Source organism: Streptomyces sp. NPDC006476, from assembly GCF_040612015.1.
GTDB lineage: Bacteria > Actinomycetota > Actinomycetes > Streptomycetales > Streptomycetaceae > Streptomyces > Streptomyces griseorubiginosus_B.
The window spans coordinates 314587-331395 of sequence record NZ_JBEXPK010000001.1 but is presented as its reverse complement, the minus strand read 5'-3'; the positions used below and the strand labels follow the sequence as shown (position 1 = coordinate 331395).

At 74.1% G+C, this 16809-nt stretch carries 18 protein-coding genes and 1 pseudogene; 10 read left to right on the top strand and 9 right to left on the bottom strand.

From position 1 onward, the window contains the following. Positions 1 to 53 precede the first annotated feature (53 nt). From ABZZ74_RS01510 to ABZZ74_RS01495, 4 genes are all read left to right on the top strand, one after another. A complete protein-coding gene (locus ABZZ74_RS01510; protein WP_356760914.1) occupies positions 54 to 719 on the top strand; it encodes a DedA family protein in 666 nt (221 codons plus the stop codon). Next, the gene (locus ABZZ74_RS01505) at positions 716 to 1276 is read left to right on the top strand and encodes a phosphatase PAP2 family protein (protein WP_356760912.1); all 561 of its coding nucleotides are present in this window, start codon (positions 716 to 718) and stop codon (positions 1274 to 1276) included. Before ABZZ74_RS01510 ends, ABZZ74_RS01505 begins: the two co-directional genes overlap by 4 nt. 178 nt (positions 1277 to 1454) lie before the next feature. Further along, positions 1455 to 2228, top strand: coding sequence for a phosphatase PAP2 family protein (locus ABZZ74_RS01500; protein ID WP_356760911.1), 774 nt, complete (start codon positions 1455 to 1457; stop codon positions 2226 to 2228). A 77-nt stretch (positions 2229 to 2305) separates the two neighbouring features. Continuing rightward, positions 2306 to 2968: a response regulator transcription factor gene (locus tag ABZZ74_RS01495; protein WP_356760909.1), complete on the top strand. Its 663-nt coding sequence runs from the start codon at positions 2306 to 2308 to the stop codon at positions 2966 to 2968. A gap of 22 nt (positions 2969 to 2990) precedes the next feature. Here ABZZ74_RS01495 and ABZZ74_RS01490 read toward each other — a convergent pair whose 3' ends face one another. Next, positions 2991 to 3938, bottom strand: coding sequence for a lysylphosphatidylglycerol synthase domain-containing protein (locus ABZZ74_RS01490; protein WP_356760908.1), 948 nt, complete (start codon positions 3936 to 3938; stop codon positions 2991 to 2993). Continuing rightward, complete coding sequence (locus ABZZ74_RS01485; RefSeq protein WP_356760907.1) at positions 3935 to 5443, bottom strand: hypothetical protein; 1509 nt, start codon at positions 5441 to 5443, stop codon at positions 3935 to 3937. The genes ABZZ74_RS01490 and ABZZ74_RS01485 overlap by 4 nt, the downstream gene beginning before the upstream one ends. Positions 5444 to 5580: 137 nt before the next feature. Between ABZZ74_RS01485 and ABZZ74_RS01480 the strand changes: the two genes are divergently transcribed. Together ABZZ74_RS01480 and ABZZ74_RS01475 are read left to right on the top strand one after the other, a co-directional pair. Continuing rightward, positions 5581 to 5964, top strand: coding sequence for a BlaI/MecI/CopY family transcriptional regulator (locus ABZZ74_RS01480; RefSeq protein WP_356760906.1), 384 nt, complete (start codon positions 5581 to 5583; stop codon positions 5962 to 5964). 39 nt (positions 5965 to 6003) lie between these two features. Then, positions 6004 to 6891, top strand: a complete 888-nt coding sequence (locus ABZZ74_RS01475) for a M48 family metalloprotease (RefSeq protein WP_356760904.1) — start codon at positions 6004 to 6006, stop codon at positions 6889 to 6891. A 93-nt stretch (positions 6892 to 6984) separates the two neighbouring features. Here ABZZ74_RS01475 and ABZZ74_RS01470 read toward each other — a convergent pair whose 3' ends face one another. Both ABZZ74_RS01470 and ABZZ74_RS01465 read right to left on the bottom strand, forming a co-directional pair. Next, positions 6985 to 8142, bottom strand: a complete 1158-nt coding sequence (locus ABZZ74_RS01470; protein ID WP_356761098.1) for an MFS transporter — start codon at positions 8140 to 8142, stop codon at positions 6985 to 6987. Between the two features lie 16 nt (positions 8143 to 8158). Further along, positions 8159 to 8519 (bottom strand): annotated as a pseudogene (locus ABZZ74_RS01465) (metalloregulator ArsR/SmtB family transcription factor). A gap of 149 nt (positions 8520 to 8668) precedes the next feature. On the opposite strand from ABZZ74_RS01465, the gene ABZZ74_RS01460 reads away from it, so the two are divergent. Genes ABZZ74_RS01460 through ABZZ74_RS01450 form a run of 3 tightly spaced genes read left to right on the top strand, consistent with a single transcriptional unit; the run spans position 8669 to position 11429 of the window. After that, positions 8669 to 10153, top strand: a complete 1485-nt coding sequence (locus tag ABZZ74_RS01460) for an AlkA N-terminal domain-containing protein (protein ID WP_356760902.1) — start codon at positions 8669 to 8671, stop codon at positions 10151 to 10153. 8 nt (positions 10154 to 10161) lie between these two features. Then, a complete protein-coding gene (locus ABZZ74_RS01455; protein WP_356760901.1) occupies positions 10162 to 10644 on the top strand; it encodes a methylated-DNA--[protein]-cysteine S-methyltransferase in 483 nt (160 codons plus the stop codon). A gap of 17 nt (positions 10645 to 10661) precedes the next feature. Beyond that, the gene (locus ABZZ74_RS01450) at positions 10662 to 11429 is read left to right on the top strand and encodes a DeoR/GlpR family DNA-binding transcription regulator (protein WP_356760900.1); all 768 of its coding nucleotides are present in this window, start codon (positions 10662 to 10664) and stop codon (positions 11427 to 11429) included. Here the strand turns inward: ABZZ74_RS01450 and ABZZ74_RS01445 are convergent. From ABZZ74_RS01445 to ABZZ74_RS01435, 3 genes are read right to left on the bottom strand one after another with little or no spacing between them, the layout of a single operon-like run. Next, positions 11426 to 12163, bottom strand: a complete 738-nt coding sequence (locus ABZZ74_RS01445) for a Sir2 family NAD-dependent protein deacetylase (RefSeq protein ID WP_356760899.1) — start codon at positions 12161 to 12163, stop codon at positions 11426 to 11428. The genes ABZZ74_RS01450 and ABZZ74_RS01445 overlap by 4 nt on opposite strands. A gap of 41 nt (positions 12164 to 12204) precedes the next feature. Beyond that, positions 12205 to 12702, bottom strand: a complete 498-nt coding sequence (locus ABZZ74_RS01440) for an NUDIX hydrolase (protein WP_356760898.1) — start codon at positions 12700 to 12702, stop codon at positions 12205 to 12207. A 26-nt stretch (positions 12703 to 12728) separates the two neighbouring features. Continuing rightward, complete coding sequence (locus tag ABZZ74_RS01435; RefSeq protein WP_356760896.1) at positions 12729 to 13802, bottom strand: ADP-ribosylglycohydrolase family protein; 1074 nt, start codon at positions 13800 to 13802, stop codon at positions 12729 to 12731. Between the two features lie 223 nt (positions 13803 to 14025). Here ABZZ74_RS01435 and ABZZ74_RS01430 point away from each other — a divergent pair, with 223 nt between their 5' ends. Next, on the top strand, positions 14026 to 15144 hold the full coding sequence (locus tag ABZZ74_RS01430) for a glycerate kinase (protein WP_356761097.1): 1119 nt from the start codon (positions 14026 to 14028) through the stop codon (positions 15142 to 15144). A gap of 140 nt (positions 15145 to 15284) precedes the next feature. On the opposite strand, the gene pssA is transcribed toward ABZZ74_RS01430, so the two are convergent. Together pssA and ABZZ74_RS01420 are read right to left on the bottom strand one after the other, a co-directional pair. Further along, positions 15285 to 16103 carry a CDP-diacylglycerol--serine O-phosphatidyltransferase gene (pssA, locus tag ABZZ74_RS01425; RefSeq protein WP_356761096.1) on the bottom strand — a complete coding sequence of 273 codons (819 nt, stop codon included), beginning with the start codon at positions 16101 to 16103 and terminating at the stop codon, positions 15285 to 15287. A gap of 22 nt (positions 16104 to 16125) precedes the next feature. Next, positions 16126 to 16782 carry a phosphatidylserine decarboxylase gene (locus ABZZ74_RS01420; RefSeq protein ID WP_058922170.1) on the bottom strand — a complete coding sequence of 219 codons (657 nt, stop codon included), beginning with the start codon at positions 16780 to 16782 and terminating at the stop codon, positions 16126 to 16128. Positions 16783 to 16809: the final 27 nt, after the last annotated feature.

The following is a 16809-nucleotide window of genomic DNA, read 5'->3' as shown; positions in this document are numbered from 1 at the left end:
GCGCGGGTTCCGGCCCGCTCCGTCCACGTCTCAGTATGAGAGGGGTCGCCCGCATGGCAGTTGCCGAGTTCGCCGTCGCCCAGGCGGTGAACGTCCTGGACGCCGGATCCCTGCTGTCCGCCTTCGGCACGCTCGGCATCGCCGCCGTGCTGTTCGCCGAGACCGGCCTGCTGGTCGGCTTCTTCCTGCCCGGCGACTCGCTGCTGTTCACGGCGGGACTGCTGTGCGCGGGCGGCACTCACCGGTCCGTGCATCTCTCGCTGCCGCAGGTGCTGGTCGCCGCGGTCGTCGGGGCACTGGCCGGGGCGCAGGTCGGGTACTGGATCGGGCGGCGCGGCGGCCGTGCGCTGCTGGCCCGCAGCCGGTCGAGAAAGCTGCACGAGGGCGCGGCGCGCGCCGAGGCACTGCTCACGCGCTACGGCCACGCCAAGGCGGTCGTCCTGGCCCGCTTCGTGCCGGTGGTGCGCACGGTGCTCAACCCGCTGGCCGGGGCCCTGGACGTGCCGGTACGGGTCTTCACGCTCTGGCAGGTCGTCGGCGGACTGGTGTGGACGATCGGCCTCGTCCTCGGCGGTTATGCGCTGGGCTCCTCCATCCCCAACGTCGACCACTACCTCCTGCCGCTGGTCGCCGTCGTGGTCCTCGCGTCCCTGACCCCGCTCGCCGTCGAGGCCCGCCGCGCGCGTGCCCGCCGGGCCTCCCCGGGGGCCCCGTCATGACCGACCTTGCCTTCGGCGGCGCCTCGGTCGACGGCGGCCTCGACACCGCGATCGCCGTCTGGTCCGACTACGGCCTCGCCCTGTTCGCCGTGCTGATGCTCGTCGCCTGGTGGCGGGCCCGCGGGGCCGGGGAGGCGCGAATGCTCCGCGCCCTGGCGACACCACTGATCGTGGTGGTCGTGTACGCCGTGGACGTGCTGGTGAAGTCGGCGGTCGCCGAAACCAGACCCTGCCGCACGCTGCACGTGGTCACGGTCGAGGCGTGCCCTGCGGCGGGCGACTGGTCCTTCCCCAGCAACCACGCGGTGATCGCCGGGGCCGCGGCCGTGGCGATCGCCCTGACCGACCACCGTCTCACCCGTGTCGCGGCCCCGGCGGCCGTCCTGATGGCCGTCTCCCGCGTCTGGATCGGCGCCCACTATCCCCACGACGTGGCCGTGGGCCTGGCCTTCGGAGCGCTCCTGGCCTGGCTCCTGATGCAGCTCGCCGACCGGGGCGCGCCGCTGGTCGGACGGGTGGCCGGGACTCGGTTCGGGGCGTTGGTGACGGGGGTGTGAGGCGGAGTGCGCGCTATGGCGTGCCGGGTCGTCCCGGGCGAGCGGCGGCATGTGACGTGGTGATCGGCGGGGCGGTGACCGGTTGGCGGCTGGCGGGGGCGCCGTGAGTGGGGCGGCCCGGGCTCCGCGGAGTGCTCGGTCCGTACGGGATGCGCGGCCCTGGTGGGGAGGGCTGCCGTTGCTCGCCGTCGCCTGCGCCGTGCTGTTCGCCGCCCTCGCGGTCGCGATGGGGGTACGGCACGGCTCGCCGCTCCCGGGTGACGGCGCGGCGCACGCCTGGGCGCTCCGGCACCGGCCGCCGGTCGGTCAGGCCCTGGCCCGGGGGATCACGGCGACCGGGACGGGACCGTGGCCGTACCTGATCGTCATGGCGGCCGGGCTGGTCGCCGGCCGGGACACCGGTGAGCGAGTGAGAGCGGTCGTGTACGGCCTGGCGGTGCTGGTCGCCGGGCAACTGGTGCGCAGCGGGCTGATGGAGCTGTTCGCGCGGGCCCGTCCGAGCGCCGCGGACTGGGCAGCCCACGCCTCCGGCTTCGCCTTCCCCTCCGGCCACACGACGACCTCCGCGCTCACGGCCGGGTTCGTGTGCTGGGCGGTCACCCGGCACATCCGACCCGGGCTCGCGCGAACGACGTGCGTGATCGCGGTGTGCTGGGCGGTGGCCGTCGGGTTGAGCCGCGTCTACCTGGGCGTGCACTGGGCCAGCGACGTACTGGGCGGCTGGCTGCTGGCGGGCGCGTGGCTGGGGCTGTGCTGGTGGGTGCTCGGGCGGTGGCTGGCCGTGCGGATGACGGGTGGGGGCGGATCGGGGCGCTCCGTGCCCGGTGCGCGGCCGGACCGGCGCGAGGGACGGGACAACGGCGACGGAGACGGCACCGGCAGGGGGCGCGCTTCCCGACCACCCACACCCTCTGACAGACCCCCCGACTCCGCACCGCCCTCGGGTCCCTGACGGACATCCGTCCCTCACGTCTCTCCGCGCCCGACCGCACACACCCCCGCGCCTGTCCCGAACCCTGACGGAGGACCATGCCCCCCAAGATCCTGGTCGTCGAGGACGATCACGGCCTGCGTGACGTGCTGATGCGCGGGCTGCGGTACGAAGGGTTCGCGACCCTGCCCGCCGCCGACGGAGCGAGCGCGCTGCGGCTGGCCGGGGCCGAGGTCGCCGCGGCCGTGCTGGACGTCGGGCTCCCGGACGCGGACGGGCGGGACGTCTGCCAGGCGCTGCGCGCCAACGGCTTCTCCTTCCCGGTCGTCTTCCTCACCGCACGCCATGGCCTGACCGACCGCCTGTCCGGCTTCTCCGCGGGCGGCGACGACTATCTCCTCAAGCCCTTCCACCTCGCCGAACTGGCCGCCCGCCTGCGCGCCGTCCTCAAACGTGCCGTGCCCACGCCCCACGCCACGGCCGGGGATCTGGTACTCGACGCCGTACGGCACCGCCTGACCGTCCGCGGCACGGCGGCCGATCTCACGCCGACGGAGTTCCGGCTGCTGGCCACGCTCATGGCGAGGCCCGGGGAGAACGTGAGCCGCCGGGACCTCGTCCGGGCCGCCTGGCCGGAAGGCGCCCAGGTCAGCGACAACACCCTCGACCAGTACCTGACCCGGCTGCGCCGCAAGCTGCGTGCGGCCGGCAGTGACCTGACCATCGCCACCGCCCGCGGCATCGGCCACCATCTGTCATGACCCCCCGGCTCCACCGTCGCCTCTACAGCGCCTTCGTGCGCACCAGCCCGGCGAGCACCAACAGCCCCGGCACCAGCGGAAGCCACACCGTGAGCAACCGGTAGCCGAGCACCGCGGACAGGCTCGCCGCGGCCGGAGCCCCGGCCGCCGTCAGCGTCCAGGCGAGCGCCGCGTCCAGCGACCCGAGCCCACCGGGCGTCGGCAGCAGTACGGCGGCACTGCTCGCGGCGAGATACGCGAGCGCGACCCGTCCCGCCGGCAGCGGCAGTTCCAGGGCCCGTACGACGGCGAGCACGATCCCCGTGTGGAGCACGGCGAAGGCCAGCGAACCGCCCCACAGAGCCGCCGCGCGCGGCGGGCGTTCATGGACACCCCGCACATCGGCCACCGTGCACGCCAGCCACCGACGCACCCGGGTCAGCCGAGCCAACGCCACGGCCGCGCAGCCGGCGGCGGCCGTCCCCACGAGGGCGAGCAGCAGTGTCGTCCCGTCCACCGACGGCAGCCGCAGCACCCCGGGACAGGCCAGGGCGAGCACCGCGATCAGCGCGCACCGCACGACCGCGCCCGCGGTGCCGCGGACCGCGAGGGCCGTCGCGGCCCGCCCCGGCGTCAGCCCGCAGCGCATCAGAAACCGCAGATTGACGGCACCGGCCCCCACCCCGGCGGGCAGGACGTGGTTGGCCGCCCCCGCCGCGAACTGCACGGCCACCAGCCGGCGCGCGGGCAACGCCTCCCGCACCGCGCCCTGTACCGTGACCGCCGCGCACACCCAGGTCAGCACGGTGAGCACCGCGGCCAGCAGCAGCCAGCCCCGGTCGGCGACGACCAGCCGGTCGGCCCCGGCGTCCAGTACGGGCCAGTGCCGTACCGCGATCACCACGGCCCCCGCCAGCAGGCCGCCGGCCACCAGGGTCTGCCAGGGCACCCGCCGCCCTGCGTCCAGGACGGCACCGGTCTGCGTGCTCATGCGCCCTGCCGTTCCCGCAGGGCGCCGGGCGCCAGGTAGGCGTAGCCGTCCGACAGCCGGTGCAGTCGCCAGCCGTGGGCGTAGGACGGCAGGTGCCCGGGGCTCGTGGCGAGGAGGGCGACCGGGATGCGGCGGGCGGTGCGCGTGAGAGCACCGGCCGTGGTGCCGGTGTCGTGACCGGCGGTGTACGCGGAGGCGCAGCCGGCCTGGAAGGCGATGGGGACGGAGTCACCGCCGGTGAGCAGACAGGGCGGGGAGACGCCCAGGTGGCGCAGTTCCGTGGCGCTGCGGGCCCAGGCGCGGTGCGCGGTCGTCGTACGGGACACCGCTCTGTCCACCACCGCCAGCTGCACGGCCCCATGACCGGCCAGCCCGACCGCCACCAGGGTCACGACCACCGGTCGCCACCGCCCCGCAGGCGCCGTGACCAGGAACCACAGGGCGTCGGCGACCGGGATCGCGAGCAGGGCGTACGCGGGCAGCAGAAAGCGGGGTGCCGCGTACCCGATGAGGAAGAGATACGGCACGGCCGCGGTGACCGCGCAGGCGAGGGGCAGCGCGGTGCCGATCGTACGACGGGCCCGTACCGCGATGACCAGCGCGGCCGCGGCGAGCAGCGGCAGGACGAACCACCAGGCGATCACCGGCGCGCTCGGGATCGCGCCGGTGCACGGACGGCACAGGGCGCGTCCGCCGAGGCTGCGGAGCTGGTCGGTCACGGCATTGTGCAGGCCCAGGCCGCCCTCGATGCGGGAGCCGGCGGTCAGCCGGGCGCCCGGGCCGCCGTACCTGACGTACGCCTCGACGACCCATTCGAGCGCGCCCGCCGCCATGCCGCCGAGAAGGGCGAACAGAAGGCGCGGGCGGCGGTCGCGGAGGGCCAGGGCGAACAGGGGGAGGCTCGTCCAGACGGCGTCCGTGGGCCGCATCCACGCCATCAGCGCGGCCGCCGCGGCCAGGCCCCACAGAGGTGCCCGTCGGGTGCGGTCGCGGCGGGCCCGCAGGAAGTAGCCCACGGCGGCCAGGGCGCCCACAGCCACCCAGTAGTTGGGCATGGCCTGGGGGCCGTAGAAGAGGGTGATCCAGAGGGTGGCGAAGAGGGCGCCGCCGGCCGCGAGGACGCGGGGCGGGAACGGGCCGAGCCAGGTCCGCAGGGCCCAGTACAGGCCGGCGCCCGCCAGCACGGCCAGGTACACCCGCAGCAGCGGGGTCGACGACGACCAGAAGGCGACCGGGGCCACCAGCAGGGTGATGCCTCGGGCGCGCGGGGCGCTGAAGAAGGCCGCCGGGGCGTGGCTGCTGACCTGGCTGACGTACACCGTCTCGTCCCAGCCGAGGCCCAGCCCGGGGCGCACGAGCACGAGCTGGAGCAGGGTGAAGGCGCCCGCCACGGCCATGAGCCATCGCTCACCCGTCCGGGGCGCCGGAGGTGACCCTGGGGGTGGGGCGGCACCGGGGGTCCGGGTCCGTGAAGGTGCGGCTGCGGCGTCGGAGGCCCGTGGCATCGTCCATCCCTCCGGCCCTACGCGTTGTAGGGTCGTAGATCACCCTACAGGCTGTAGGTCGGGGTGATGTCGGAGGCGGGTAAGGGGGAGGTGCGAGTCGCTGACCGCCGGACCCTACGCGCCGTAAGGTGGTGGCCATGGCAGGCACGACTCCTCGCGGCAGAGCCGAGCGACGCAGCCCCGGCGAGCTGGAGAGCGAGGTCCTCGCCGCGCTGTGGGCGACCGACCGGGCTCTGACGCCGGGCGAGATCCAGGCCGAGCTGGACGGTGACCTCGCCTACAACACCGTGCACACCATCCTGCGGCGCCTGCACGACAAGGGCCTCGTCCTGCGGGACGCCGACGGGCGGCGCGGCGCGTACCGCCCGGCGAAGAACGCGGCCCAGATGACCGCCGAGGCCATGCACCAGGCCCTGGACCGGGGGCCCGACCCGATAGCCGCGCTGCAGCACTTCGTCACCGGCCTGAGCCCGGAGGAGGAGACGGCCCTGCGCGAGCTGCTGGGTGAGGGCGGTGTCTGACGGGGGCACGGCGGTTCGGCAGGGGACGGGAAGGACGAGATGAGGATCGACGTCTACACCCCGGTGCTGCTGTCCCTGCTGCTCGCCGCCGTCAGCCGCCCGGTCGCCCGGTCGCAGGCGCCCGCGCAGGCGGCCCGGGCCCTGACCGCGGCCGCCGTCCTCACCGCGGGCGCGACCACCTGGGCCCTGGTGCTGTTGACCGTCACGCTGGTCGGGCAGGCCCCGCCGGTCGTCGCCGACGCCCGCGAGGACGGGCGGCTGCTGCCGGAACCGGTCCCCGGGACGGTCGCCGTCCTCGCGCTGGCGGTGCTCACGGTCGCCGTCTGCCGTGTGCTGCGCGCGGTCCGGGCCGAGCGGGCGACCCGGCGCACGCTACGCCGTCTGTGCGAGGGGCACCCGCCGGGCGCCGAACTGATCGTCGCCGCCTCACCGCGGCCGCAGGCCTTCGCCGTCCCCGGCACCCCTGGCCGGATCCTGGTCACATCGGCGATGCTGGCCGCCCTGCGCCCCGCCGAACGCCGGGTCCTGCTCGCCCACGAGCGCGCCCATCTCACTCACCGGCACAGCCTGCTGGTCCGTGCGGCCGGCCTCGCCGCGGCGGCGAACCCGCTGCTCGTGCCGGTCCGGACGAGCGTCGCCTACCTGGTGGAACGTTGGGCCGACGAACAGGCCGCCGGCGCGGTGGGCGACCGCGGCACCACGGCCCGCGCGCTGGCCCGGGCCGCCCTCGTCGCGCACAGCCAGGGCTGCGCCCTGCACTTCACCGACCGCACCGTCACCCGCCGCATCGCCGCCCTCCAGACGACCCCGCCCCCGCACCTGCGCACCATCGCCGCGGCGATCCTCGCCCTGGGCGCCCTGCCGCCCCTGTGCGCGGCGGACGCCACCGGGGACCTGCTGCGCTTGCTGGGCGGAGTGCTGAGCTGAGCGGGGGTTGTCCGCCGGCGCCTTCGGGGGCGAGACAGGCGGGGGCGACGGGATGCTGATGCGCCGCCGGCCGCCGAGGCCCCCACAACCCCGTCAAGCCGCCTCCGTATCCTCTGCGCGTACCCCGGCCCGCAAGCCCCACCCCACCAGCACCGTCCCGCACGCCAACACCGCCGCCAGGGTCGCGTAGCCGTGCGTCAGGGTGGTGGACGCGGCGACCCCCGCCACCAGCAACGGGCCGCCCGCGTCGCCCAGTTCGCGGCCCAGTTCGGCCGCGCCCATGGTCTGGCCGAGGCGTTCCTTCGGGGTCGAGGAGGCCAGGGTCGCGAAGCCCAGGGGAGTGATCAGGCCCGTGCCGACGCCGATCAGGGCGGCGGCGAGCAGCACCCCTGTGAGGCCCGGCAGCATCGCGCAGGCCAGCCCCGCCGCCGTGAGCAGCAGCCCGGCGGTCAGACCGGTCCGCGCCGTCAGCCGCCCGGCGTCCAAGGCCCGTCCGGTACGGGGCTGCACGACCGCCGCGCACGCGGCCAGCACCGACACCGCCGCCCCCGTCGCCACCGTGCCGAGCCCCGCCGCGCGGCCGGACACCGGCAGGAACCCCACCCCGACCGACAGCGCGGCCGTGGCCCCGGCGAGCGCGGCCGTCGGCACCAGGAACGCCGGGTCCGCCAGCCGCCGCGCCAGGTCCAGCACCGTCTGCCGCGCCCGGGGGAGCGGCGGTACGACGGGGACGGCGGCCAGCGCCCACACCGCGACGGCCGCGCCGAGCACCGTCAGCACCGTGAACAGCAGCCGCAGCCCGCCCGCCCACACCAGTACCCCGCCGAGCAGCGGCCCCAGTGTGTAGCCGATCGACTTGTAGAAGCCGTAGCCGCCGAACGCCCGCCCCTGCTTCGCCGCCGGGTTCAGCCGGGACACCAGCGCCGACGCGGCCGGCGAGAACGCGGACGCCGCCGCCCCCTGCCCCAGCCGCGCGGCCCACAGCCACCCCGGGCTGTCCGCGAGCACGTACAGCGCTGACGCGACGGCGAAGCCCACCAGCCCGCCGAGCAGCACCGGTCGCGCCCCGACCCGGTCGGCCAGCGTGCCGAACACCGGCTTGAGCAGGACCTCGGCGCCGTCGTAGAGGGCGAGCAGCCCGCCGAGGACGAGCAGCGAGGTGACCGCGTCCTTGCCCGCGCCCCCGAGGTTCGCGGCGATGCCGTGCGCTCCGAAGGCGGTGGTGAACCCGGCGGCGTACAGCGGCCACATCCGCCGGCGCGAGGGGTCACTCCCCGGCGTCACTGATCCCCCGCCGCAGATGCCCCACGTGGTGCACGGCCCGGTCGAGGAGCACGGCGGTCGTGCAGCGCGTACACCACCGACCGCCCGCGGCGCTCGCCCACGACCAGCCCCAGGTTCCGCAGCAGCCGCAACTGGTGCGAGCACGCGGACTGTTCCATGCCCACCTCCGCGGCCAACTCCGTCGCGGGCAGCGGCCCTTCACGCAGCCGGGCGAGGATCAGCAGCCGGGAGGGGGCCGACAGGGCCTGCAGCGTGGTGGCGACCTCGGCCACCTCCGCGATGTCGCCGGCGTCCAGGCCCGCGCGCCCGGTGACGTCCCGCGCGGCGTCCGCTCCGTGACCCATGCGGGCATCCTACCCAGCGCCCCCGCATCGCTGAACGATGTTCAACAACCGACTGGTCACCGCCCGGTGATCCGCACCGGCCCAGGGCAGCCCAGGTCGATGTCGGATTCTCGCCAGCCCTGCCCGCGCCCATCGCCGATGCTGGACGCATGCAGAACGGGATGCACACCGACCGAGAGCGCTGCGTGCGCGCCGTCCAGTCCAAGGACGCCCGCTTCGACGGCTGGTTCTTCACGGCGGTCCTGACGACCCGCATCTACTGCCGGCCCAGCTGCCCCGTCGTCCCGCCCAAGCCCGAGAACATGACCTTCTACCCCAGCGCGGCCGCCTGTCAGCAGGCCGGCTTCCGCGCCTGCAAGCGCTGCCGCCCCGACACCAGCCCGGGCTCACCGGAGTGGAACCAGCGCGCCGACCTCGTGGCCCGCGCGATGCGGCTGATCGCCGACGGCGTCGTGGACCGCGAGGGCGTCCCCGGGCTCGCCGCCCGTCTCGGCTACAGCACCCGCCAGATCGAACGCCAGCTGCTCGCCGAACTCGGCGCCGGTCCGCTGTCCCTCGCCCGCGCCCAACGTGCCCAGACCGCCCGCCTGTTGATCGAGACGACACCGCTGCCGATGGCGGAGATCGCCTTCGCCGCCGGCTTCTCCTCGATCCGCACGTTCAACGACACGGTCCGCGAGGTCTTCGCCCTGTCCCCGAGCGAGCTGCGCGCCCGTCTGCCCAGGAACACAGCCCCATCCGCCACCCCCGGCACCCTCGTCCTCCGCCTCCCCTTCCGCGCCCCCCTCAACCCGGACAACCTCTTCGGCCACCTCGCTGCGACCGCCGTACCCGGCGTCGAGGAGTGGCGCGACGGCGCCTACCGCCGCACGCTCCGCCTCCCGTACGGCCACGGCGTCGCGTCGCTGGCCCCCGAACCCGACCACATCGCCTGCCGCCTCACCCTCAGCGACCTGCGCGACCTGACCGTGGCGATCAGCCGCTGCCGCCGCATGCTGGACCTGGACGCCGATCCGGTGGCCGTCGACGACCAGCTCCGCACGGATCCCGTCCTGGCCCCGCTGGTCGACAAGGCCCCGGGCCGGCGGGTGCCGCGCACGGTCGACGAGGCCGAGTTCGCCGTGCGGGCCGTCCTCGGCCAGCAGGTCTCCACGGCCGCCGCCCGCACCCACGCGGCCCGTCTGGTCACCGCGCACGGCGACCCGGTGGACGACCCGGAGGGGGGCCTCACCCACCTCTTCCCAACCCCCGACGCCCTGGCCGCCCTGGACCCCGAGACCCTGGCGATGCCCCGCACCCGGCGCACCACCTTCACCACCCTCGTCACCCAACTGGCTTCCGGTGCCATCCACTTGGGCCCGGAGAGCGACTGGCCCGAGACCCGCGCCCGTCTCCTCGCCCTCCCCGGCTTCGGCCCCTGGACGGTGGACGTCATCGCCATGCGCGCCCTCGGCGACCCGGACGCCTTCCTCCCCACCGACCTCGGAATCCGCCGCGCGGCCAAGGAGTTGGGCCTGCCCTCCACCCCGGGAGCGCTGACCACCCGCGCGGCGGCCTGGCGGCCGTGGCGGGCGTACGCGGTCCAGTACCTGTGGGCGACGGACAGCCACCCGATCAACTTCCTCCCGGTGTAAGGACATTCATGAAGCAGCACACCGTCATCACCAGCCCCTACGGCCCCCTCACCCTCGTCGCCGAGGACGGCGTCCTGTGCGGCCTCTACATGACCGACCAGCGCCACCGGCCGGCCGAGGAGACGTTCGGAGACCGCGACGACAGCCCCTTCGGCGAGGTGGAGGCACAGCTGACGGCCTACTTCGACGGCGAGTTGAAGGAGTTCACCCTCGAACTCCGCCTGAACGGGACCCCGTTCCAGCGCATGGTGTGGGACCAGCTCCGCCGGATCCCGTACGGCGAGACCCGCTCCTACGGCGAACTGGCCGCCGCCCTCGGCAATCCGGCCGCCTCCCGAGCGGTCGGCCTGGCCAACGGAAAGAACCCGGTCGGCATCATCGTCCCCTGCCACCGCGTGGTCGGCGCCGACGGCAGCCTCACAGGCTACGGCGGTGGCCTGCCCCGCAAACAACGCCTCCTGGACTTCGAACGGGGAACGGCCCTGTTCTAGCGGGTAGTGTTCCGTCGGTGCTGGCCGAACAACGACACCAACTGATCCTGCGGGCGCTGCGATCCGGCGGCACCGTCACCGTGACGGACCTCTCCGATCGGCTCGGAGCCAGCGCCGCGACCGTCCGCCGCGACCTCCTCAAGCTGGAAGGGGACGGACTGCTCACCCGGGTGCACGGGGGAGCGGTCGTCGAGGACGAACCGGCGCCCTTCGCCGAGGCCGCCGAGGCACGGGTGCCGGGGAAGGACGCGATCGCCGCCCGGGCCGCCGCGATGATCGAGGACGGTCAGTCGGTGATCCTCGACTCCGGCACCACCGTCCACCGGCTCGCCCGCCGACTCCACGGACGCCGGATCACGGTCGTCACCAACAACCTCGCCGTGTACGAGGAACTCCTCCCGGACGACAGCGTCGACCTGATGCTGCTCGGCGGCATGGTCATCCGTGCCTCCCGCATGCTGGACGGCTTCATGGCCGAGGACAACCTCCGCCAGGTGCACGCCGACTGGCTCTTCATGGGCGCCTGCGGGGTCCGGGCCGGCGGGCAGGTCATGGACACCACGGTCGCCGAGGTGCCCGCGCGGCGCGCCATGATCGCCGCCGCCGACAAGGTGGCGCTCCTCGCCGACGGCTCCAAGTTCCCCGGCACCGGCATGGTGAAGATCTGCGACCCCGAGGAACTGGACGTCGTCGTCACCGACACCCCGACCGACGCCACCACCCGCGCGGCGCTGGAGGATGCGGGCGTACGGGTGGTGCGGGCCTCGGAGTCCGAAGACGCCTAGCCTTCGTGGTCCGTGCTCAGCCGGCGCAGCAGCTCCGGCAGTGCGGTGCCGATCGGCTCCCGTACGACCTCGTCGGCGATCTCGTCGTAGGGCGTCGGCTCGGCGTTGACGATGACGAGCCGCGCCCCGTGGTCCGCGGCGACGCCCGCGAGCCCGGCGGCGGGCTGCACCTGCAGGCTGGTACCGACGGCGATGAACACCTGGCACGCCTTGCTGATGGCGACGGCCTCACCGAGCACCACCGGATCGAGCCGCTCACCGAACATGACGGTCGCGGACTTCAGGACGCCGCCGCACTCCAGGCACGGCGGGTCGTCCTCACCGGCCTCGACCCGGGCGAGCGCGTCCTCCATGGAGCCACGCGCGTGGCAGCGGGTGCACACCACCTGCCGTGCGGTGCCGTGCAGTTCCAGCACCTTGCGGGCCGTCATCCCGGCGAGCTGGTGCAGCCCGTCCACGTTCTGCGTGATCACCCGCACCGGCACGCCCGACTTCTCCAGCTCGGCCACGGCCCGGTGCGCGGCGTTCGGCTCGGCGAGCAGCGTCCGGTTCGCGCGCCGCATCTGCCACGACCGCCGCCGGATCTCGGGGTCCCCCATGTAGTACTCGTACGTCACGAGCTTCTCGGCCCCGGGATCCTTCCGCCACAGCCCGTTCGGCCCGCGGTAGTCCGGGATGCCGGAGTCGGTCGATATACCGGCGCCGCTCAGGATGGCGACGAGGGGCTTGGTCATGGGGCCGAGGGTAGGGGGGCGCGCCGGGGCGGGGCGAACCTTTATCCGTGCGCTCGGCGGCCGTTCTCCAGCTCGGCAGTTCCGGACCCCTCGTCCAGCACGTCCAGGGCGACCAGGACGCGGTCGCCGAGGGTGCCCAGGAGATAGTCGCCGAGGTCCTCCCGGGCGACCAGACGCCAGGACAGGAGTTCCTCCTCCTGCAGACGGATCGCCTTGAGGTCGTCCTCGGTCAGGACTCCGCCGTCGTACAGGTAGGCGACCAGCGGCGGGAAGCCGGGCCGGTAGACCCAGTCCACCGCGAGCAGCCGGCCGAGCTCGCGGTCCAGGCCGATCTCCTCCAGCGTCTCGCGGTGGGCGCCCTGGCGCGGGGTCTCGCCGCCGTCGGACTCGATGGTGCCGCCCGGCAGGGCCCAGCCCTCACGGTAGTTGGGCTCCACCAGCAGCACCCGGCCCTCCGTGTCACGGAAGAGCGCGGCGGCGCCGGAGAGGATGCGGGGCAGGCCCGCGATGTACGCGGCGAATTCTTCGGAGCTGGTCACACAGGAAGGGTAACCAGCCGCAGGGGTCAGTTCTCCGCCTCCGCCAGGTGCAGCGTCCGCTCGGCCAGCTCGCTGATCCGCACGCCGTCGAAGCCGAACACCGCGCTGCGGACCGTGTCCTCCAGCGGGTCCTTCCACTGGGACGGGATCTCCTCCGCCCCGGTGAGGACGCCCGCCACCGAGCCCGCCGTCGCGCCGTTGGAGTCGGTGTCCAGGCCGCCGCGGACGGTGAGGGTGATGGTGCGGGTGAAGTCGCCGTCGCCGTACAGCAGGCCCGCGGTGAGCACGGCCGCGTTGGGGATGGTGTGGATCCAGCCGAGGCCGGTGGTCTCCTCGCCGATCGTGGCGAGCGTGTCCTCCCAGGTCATCCGCGTGTCGTGGAGCGAGACGACCCGGCGTACGGTGCGCGCCAGCCGGCTGGAGGCCGGGATGACGGCCAGCGCCTGGTCCACCGCGTGCCGGACCGTCGGCGCCGTGAACGCCGCCGCGATCAGCGCCGCCGCCCACATCGCCCCGTACACACCGTTGCCGGTGTGCGAGAGCACCGCGTCCCGGCGGGCCAGCGAGGCGGCGCGGCGCGGGACGCCCGGGCAGGTCCAGCCGTAGATGTCGGCCCGGATCAGGGCGCCGATCCACTCCTGGTACGGGTTGTCGAAGGTGGCCGTCAGCGGCGGTTTCAGCCCGTTCGCGAGGTTGCGGTACGCCGCTCGTTCCGCCGTGAACGTCTGCAGGTACGGCAGTCTCAGCAGCCACAGGTCGCCGACCTGCTCGGTGCTGAACCCGAAGCCGTGGGTCTCCAGCAGATCGAGGCCGAGGATGGCGTAGTCGACGTCGTCGTCCCGGCAGCTGCCGTGGATCCGGCCGCGCACGCACTGGCGCCACTCGGGGCGCAGCTCGAAGCCGTCGCTCTCGACGGCCGGCTCGGGAAGGTAGTCGGTCAGGGGCAGGGCGGCGGCCTGCCGCAGATAGCGGTCGATGCGGTCCCGCGTCCACAGGTCGCCCTGCTCGACCGGCTTGCCGAGCATGTTGCCCGCGATCCGGCCCAGCCAGCCCCCGAGGACGCGGTCGGCGAGCTCTGGCTCAGTGCCCACAGGGGTCATAGCTCCGGTTTACCCAATTCCGGGGGCGCGTGTGCGGTTTCGGCCGTCCGCACAGGCGCCTGACACGGCGCTCGTACGTTGCTCCCACGCCGTTCCCACGCCGCTCTCAGGGGCCGGTCGGTGCATGACGGCGGGGGTGTGCTCCGGTTAAGGTCACAGCGGCGCGACTGGCCTTGACATGCCTCGGGGCCCGGAGAGCAAGGGGAAACAGGTGACACAGCGCGTGCTCATCGCCGCGGACAAGTTCAAGGGCTCGCTGACGGCCGTGCAGGTCGCCGAACGGGTGACGGCCGGGCTGCGCCGGGCCGTGCCGGGCCTGGAGGTGGAGGCGCTGCCCGTGGCCGACGGCGGCGACGGGACCGTGGACGCGGCGGTCGCGGCCGGTTTCGAGCGCCGTGAGGTGCGGGTCGCCGGGCCGCTCGGACAGGAGGTCACGGCCGCGTTCGCGCTCCGGGCCGGCACGGCGGTCGTGGAGATGGCGGAGGCGAGCGGACTCCAGCGGCTGCCCAGAGGCGTCTTCGCGCCGCTCACGGCCTCCACCTACGGCTCCGGCGAGCTGCTGCGGGCCGCGCTGGACGCGGGCGCGCGCACGATCGTGTTCGGCGTCGGCGGCAGCGCGACGACCGACGGCGGCGCGGGCATGCTGTCCGCCCTCGGCGCGCGGTTCCTGGACGCGGACGGGGAGCCGGTGCCGCCGGGCGGCGGCGGACTCGCCGAGCTGGCGTCCGCCGACCTGTCGGGTCTGGACCCGCGGCTGGCGGACGTGGAGCTGATCCTGGCCAGCGACGTCGACAACCCGCTGACCGGTCCCACGGGCGCCCCGGCCGTCTACGGCCCGCAGAAGGGCGCCTCCCCGGACGACGTGGAGATCCTCGACTCGTCCCTCGCGCACTACGCGAAGGTGCTGGAGGAGACGGACGGCGTGCACGCGGCCGAGTACGCCTCGTCCCCGGGCGCGGGCGCCGCCGGCGGCATCGGCTACGGCGCCCTGCTGCTCGGCGCACGCTTCCGCCCCGGCATCGAGGTCATGCTGGAGGTGCTGGGCTTCGCCCCGGCGCTGGAATGGGCCACGCTGGTGATCACCGGCGAGGGCTCCCTCGACGAACAGACCCTGCACGGCAAGGCCCCCGCCGGTGTCGCCGCGGCGGCCCGGGCGGCGGACAAGGAGGTCGTCGCGGTGTGCGGCCGCCTCGCCCTGCCGCCGGAGGCGCTGGGACGCGCGGGGATCCGACGCGTGTACCCCCTGACGGACGCCGAGCCCGACGTCGCCAAGTGCATCGCGGACGCCGGACCGATCCTGGAGCGGGTGGCGGAACAGATCGGGCGGGACTTCCTGAGCTGACGCCGGGAGCCCCGAGCCCGGGGCCACGAAGAAGGTAACGGGGGCTGGGGGCGGCAGCCCCCGGACCAGCACATCGACGCCGCGCACGGAACAGCGAGGGCCCCGAACCATCCCGGTCCGGGGCCCAAGCCAACGCAGTGCTACGGCAGCTGTGCCGTCCTGGCCTCGCGTCGGTTGTCGCGGAAGTTGTTCACCCGGCGGGCCGTGGCAAACAGGGGAATGACCGCTCCCGTGACCAGCTGCAGCGCGCAGCCCGTCTGGAGCAGCAGCTGTCCGCTCGGCGCGTCGAACGCCCAGGCCGCGAGCAGTCCCATCGACACGACGATCCAGGACAGCATCGCCACCGCGAGACGGCCCCGCGGCTTCGGGTACTCCACCCGGCTCACCATCAGCCAGGCCGTGCCCAGGATCGCCAGCAGCGTCGCCACGAAGGGCAGCTCCAGCAGCACGATCGACACGACCGTCAGTGCGCCGAACGGCGAGGGCATGCCCTGGAACATCCCGTTGGGCACCGTCACGCACGAGAAGCGCGCCAGCCGCAGGACGACGGCCAGGAGCACCACGATTGCCCCGACCGCGGCCACTCGCTGGTGTGCGTCGTCCGCGACCATGCCGTAGACGAGGACGAAGTACGCCGGCGCCAGACCGAAGCTGATCAGGTCGGAGAGGTTGTCCAGCTCCGCGCCCATGGGGGAGGAGCGCAGCTTGCGCGCGACCAGGCCGTCGAACAGGTCGAAGACCGCCGCGCACAGCATCAGGATCACCGCCGTGGCCGCGCTGTGGCGGGCCATGCCGGTCTCCTGGTCGCCGGTGAGGTGCGGGATGAGGATCCCGGTGGTGGTGAAGTACACCGCCATGAACCCGCACGTGGCGTTGCCGAGGGTGAGGGTGTCCGCTATTGAGAGGCGGAGAGAGAGGGGCATCTCCTCCTCTTCGTCCACCTCGTCGGCCTCGGGCACCCAGCCCGCCTGGGTATCAGGATCAATCACGGTCAATGCGAGTCACCCCAGCCACGGTCTTCTGACCGACCTCGACCGCGACCTCCACGCCCTCGGGCAGGTAGATGTCGACGCGCGAGCCGAAGCGGATCAGCCCGATGCGGTCGCCCTGCTCGACCTTCGTGCCCTGCGGGATGTACGGCACGATGCGGCGGGCCACCGCGCCGGCGATCTGGATCATCTCGATGTCGCCGAGTTCGGTGTCGAAATGCCAGACTACGCGCTCGTTGTTCTCGCTCTCCTTGTTGAACGCCGGAACGAACCCGCCGGGGATGTGCTCGACCGACGTCACCGTGCCGGAGAGCGGAGCGCGGTTGACGTGGACGTTGAGCGGGCTCATGAAGATCGCGACGCGGGTCCGGCCGTCCTTCCACGGCATGATGCTCTGCACCACACCGTCGGCGGGCGAGATGACCCGGCCCGGGGCGATCTCGCGCTCGGGGTCGCGGAAGAACCACAGCATGCCCGCCGCGAGAGCGGTGGCGGGCACGGCCACGGCCTTGGCGACGCCGGAGCGGCGCGCACGGGCCAGGCTGAGGGCTGCGGTGGCGACGGTCGGCAGAAGCCACGGCGATGCTCCGCGCGCAAGACGTACGCCTGCCAGGCTGTCGCGTGGTGCAGAGGTTTGGCTGTGGGGCATGGATGACCTTCGTAGCGGATGATGCCG

Excerpts from the sequence above, each read along its gene's own strand:
- ABZZ74_RS01510 (WP_356760914.1), top strand. The coding sequence starts at position 54 with ATGGCAGTTGCCGAGTTCGCCGTCGCCCAGGCGGTGAACGTCCTGGAC.
- ABZZ74_RS01505 (WP_356760912.1), top strand. The coding sequence starts at position 716 with ATGACCGACCTTGCCTTCGGCGGCGCCTCGGTCGACGGCGGCCTCGAC.
- ABZZ74_RS01495 (WP_356760909.1), top strand. The coding sequence starts at position 2,306 with ATGCCCCCCAAGATCCTGGTCGTCGAGGACGATCACGGCCTGCGTGAC.
- ABZZ74_RS01490 (WP_356760908.1), bottom strand. The coding sequence starts at position 3,938 with ATGAGCACGCAGACCGGTGCCGTCCTGGACGCAGGGCGGCGGGTGCCC.
- ABZZ74_RS01485 (WP_356760907.1), bottom strand. The coding sequence starts at position 5,443 with ATGCCACGGGCCTCCGACGCCGCAGCCGCACCTTCACGGACCCGGACC.
- ABZZ74_RS01480 (WP_356760906.1), top strand. The coding sequence starts at position 5,581 with ATGGCAGGCACGACTCCTCGCGGCAGAGCCGAGCGACGCAGCCCCGGC.
- ABZZ74_RS01475 (WP_356760904.1), top strand. The coding sequence starts at position 6,004 with ATGAGGATCGACGTCTACACCCCGGTGCTGCTGTCCCTGCTGCTCGCC.
- ABZZ74_RS01470 (WP_356761098.1), bottom strand. The coding sequence starts at position 8,142 with ATGTGGCCGCTGTACGCCGCCGGGTTCACCACCGCCTTCGGAGCGCAC.
- ABZZ74_RS01460 (WP_356760902.1), top strand. The coding sequence starts at position 8,669 with ATGCAGAACGGGATGCACACCGACCGAGAGCGCTGCGTGCGCGCCGTC.
- ABZZ74_RS01455 (WP_356760901.1), top strand. The coding sequence starts at position 10,162 with ATGAAGCAGCACACCGTCATCACCAGCCCCTACGGCCCCCTCACCCTC.
- ABZZ74_RS01445 (WP_356760899.1), bottom strand. The coding sequence starts at position 12,163 with ATGACCAAGCCCCTCGTCGCCATCCTGAGCGGCGCCGGTATATCGACC.
- ABZZ74_RS01435 (WP_356760896.1), bottom strand. The coding sequence starts at position 13,802 with ATGACCCCTGTGGGCACTGAGCCAGAGCTCGCCGACCGCGTCCTCGGG.
- ABZZ74_RS01420 (WP_058922170.1), bottom strand. The coding sequence starts at position 16,782 with ATGCCCCACAGCCAAACCTCTGCACCACGCGACAGCCTGGCAGGCGTA.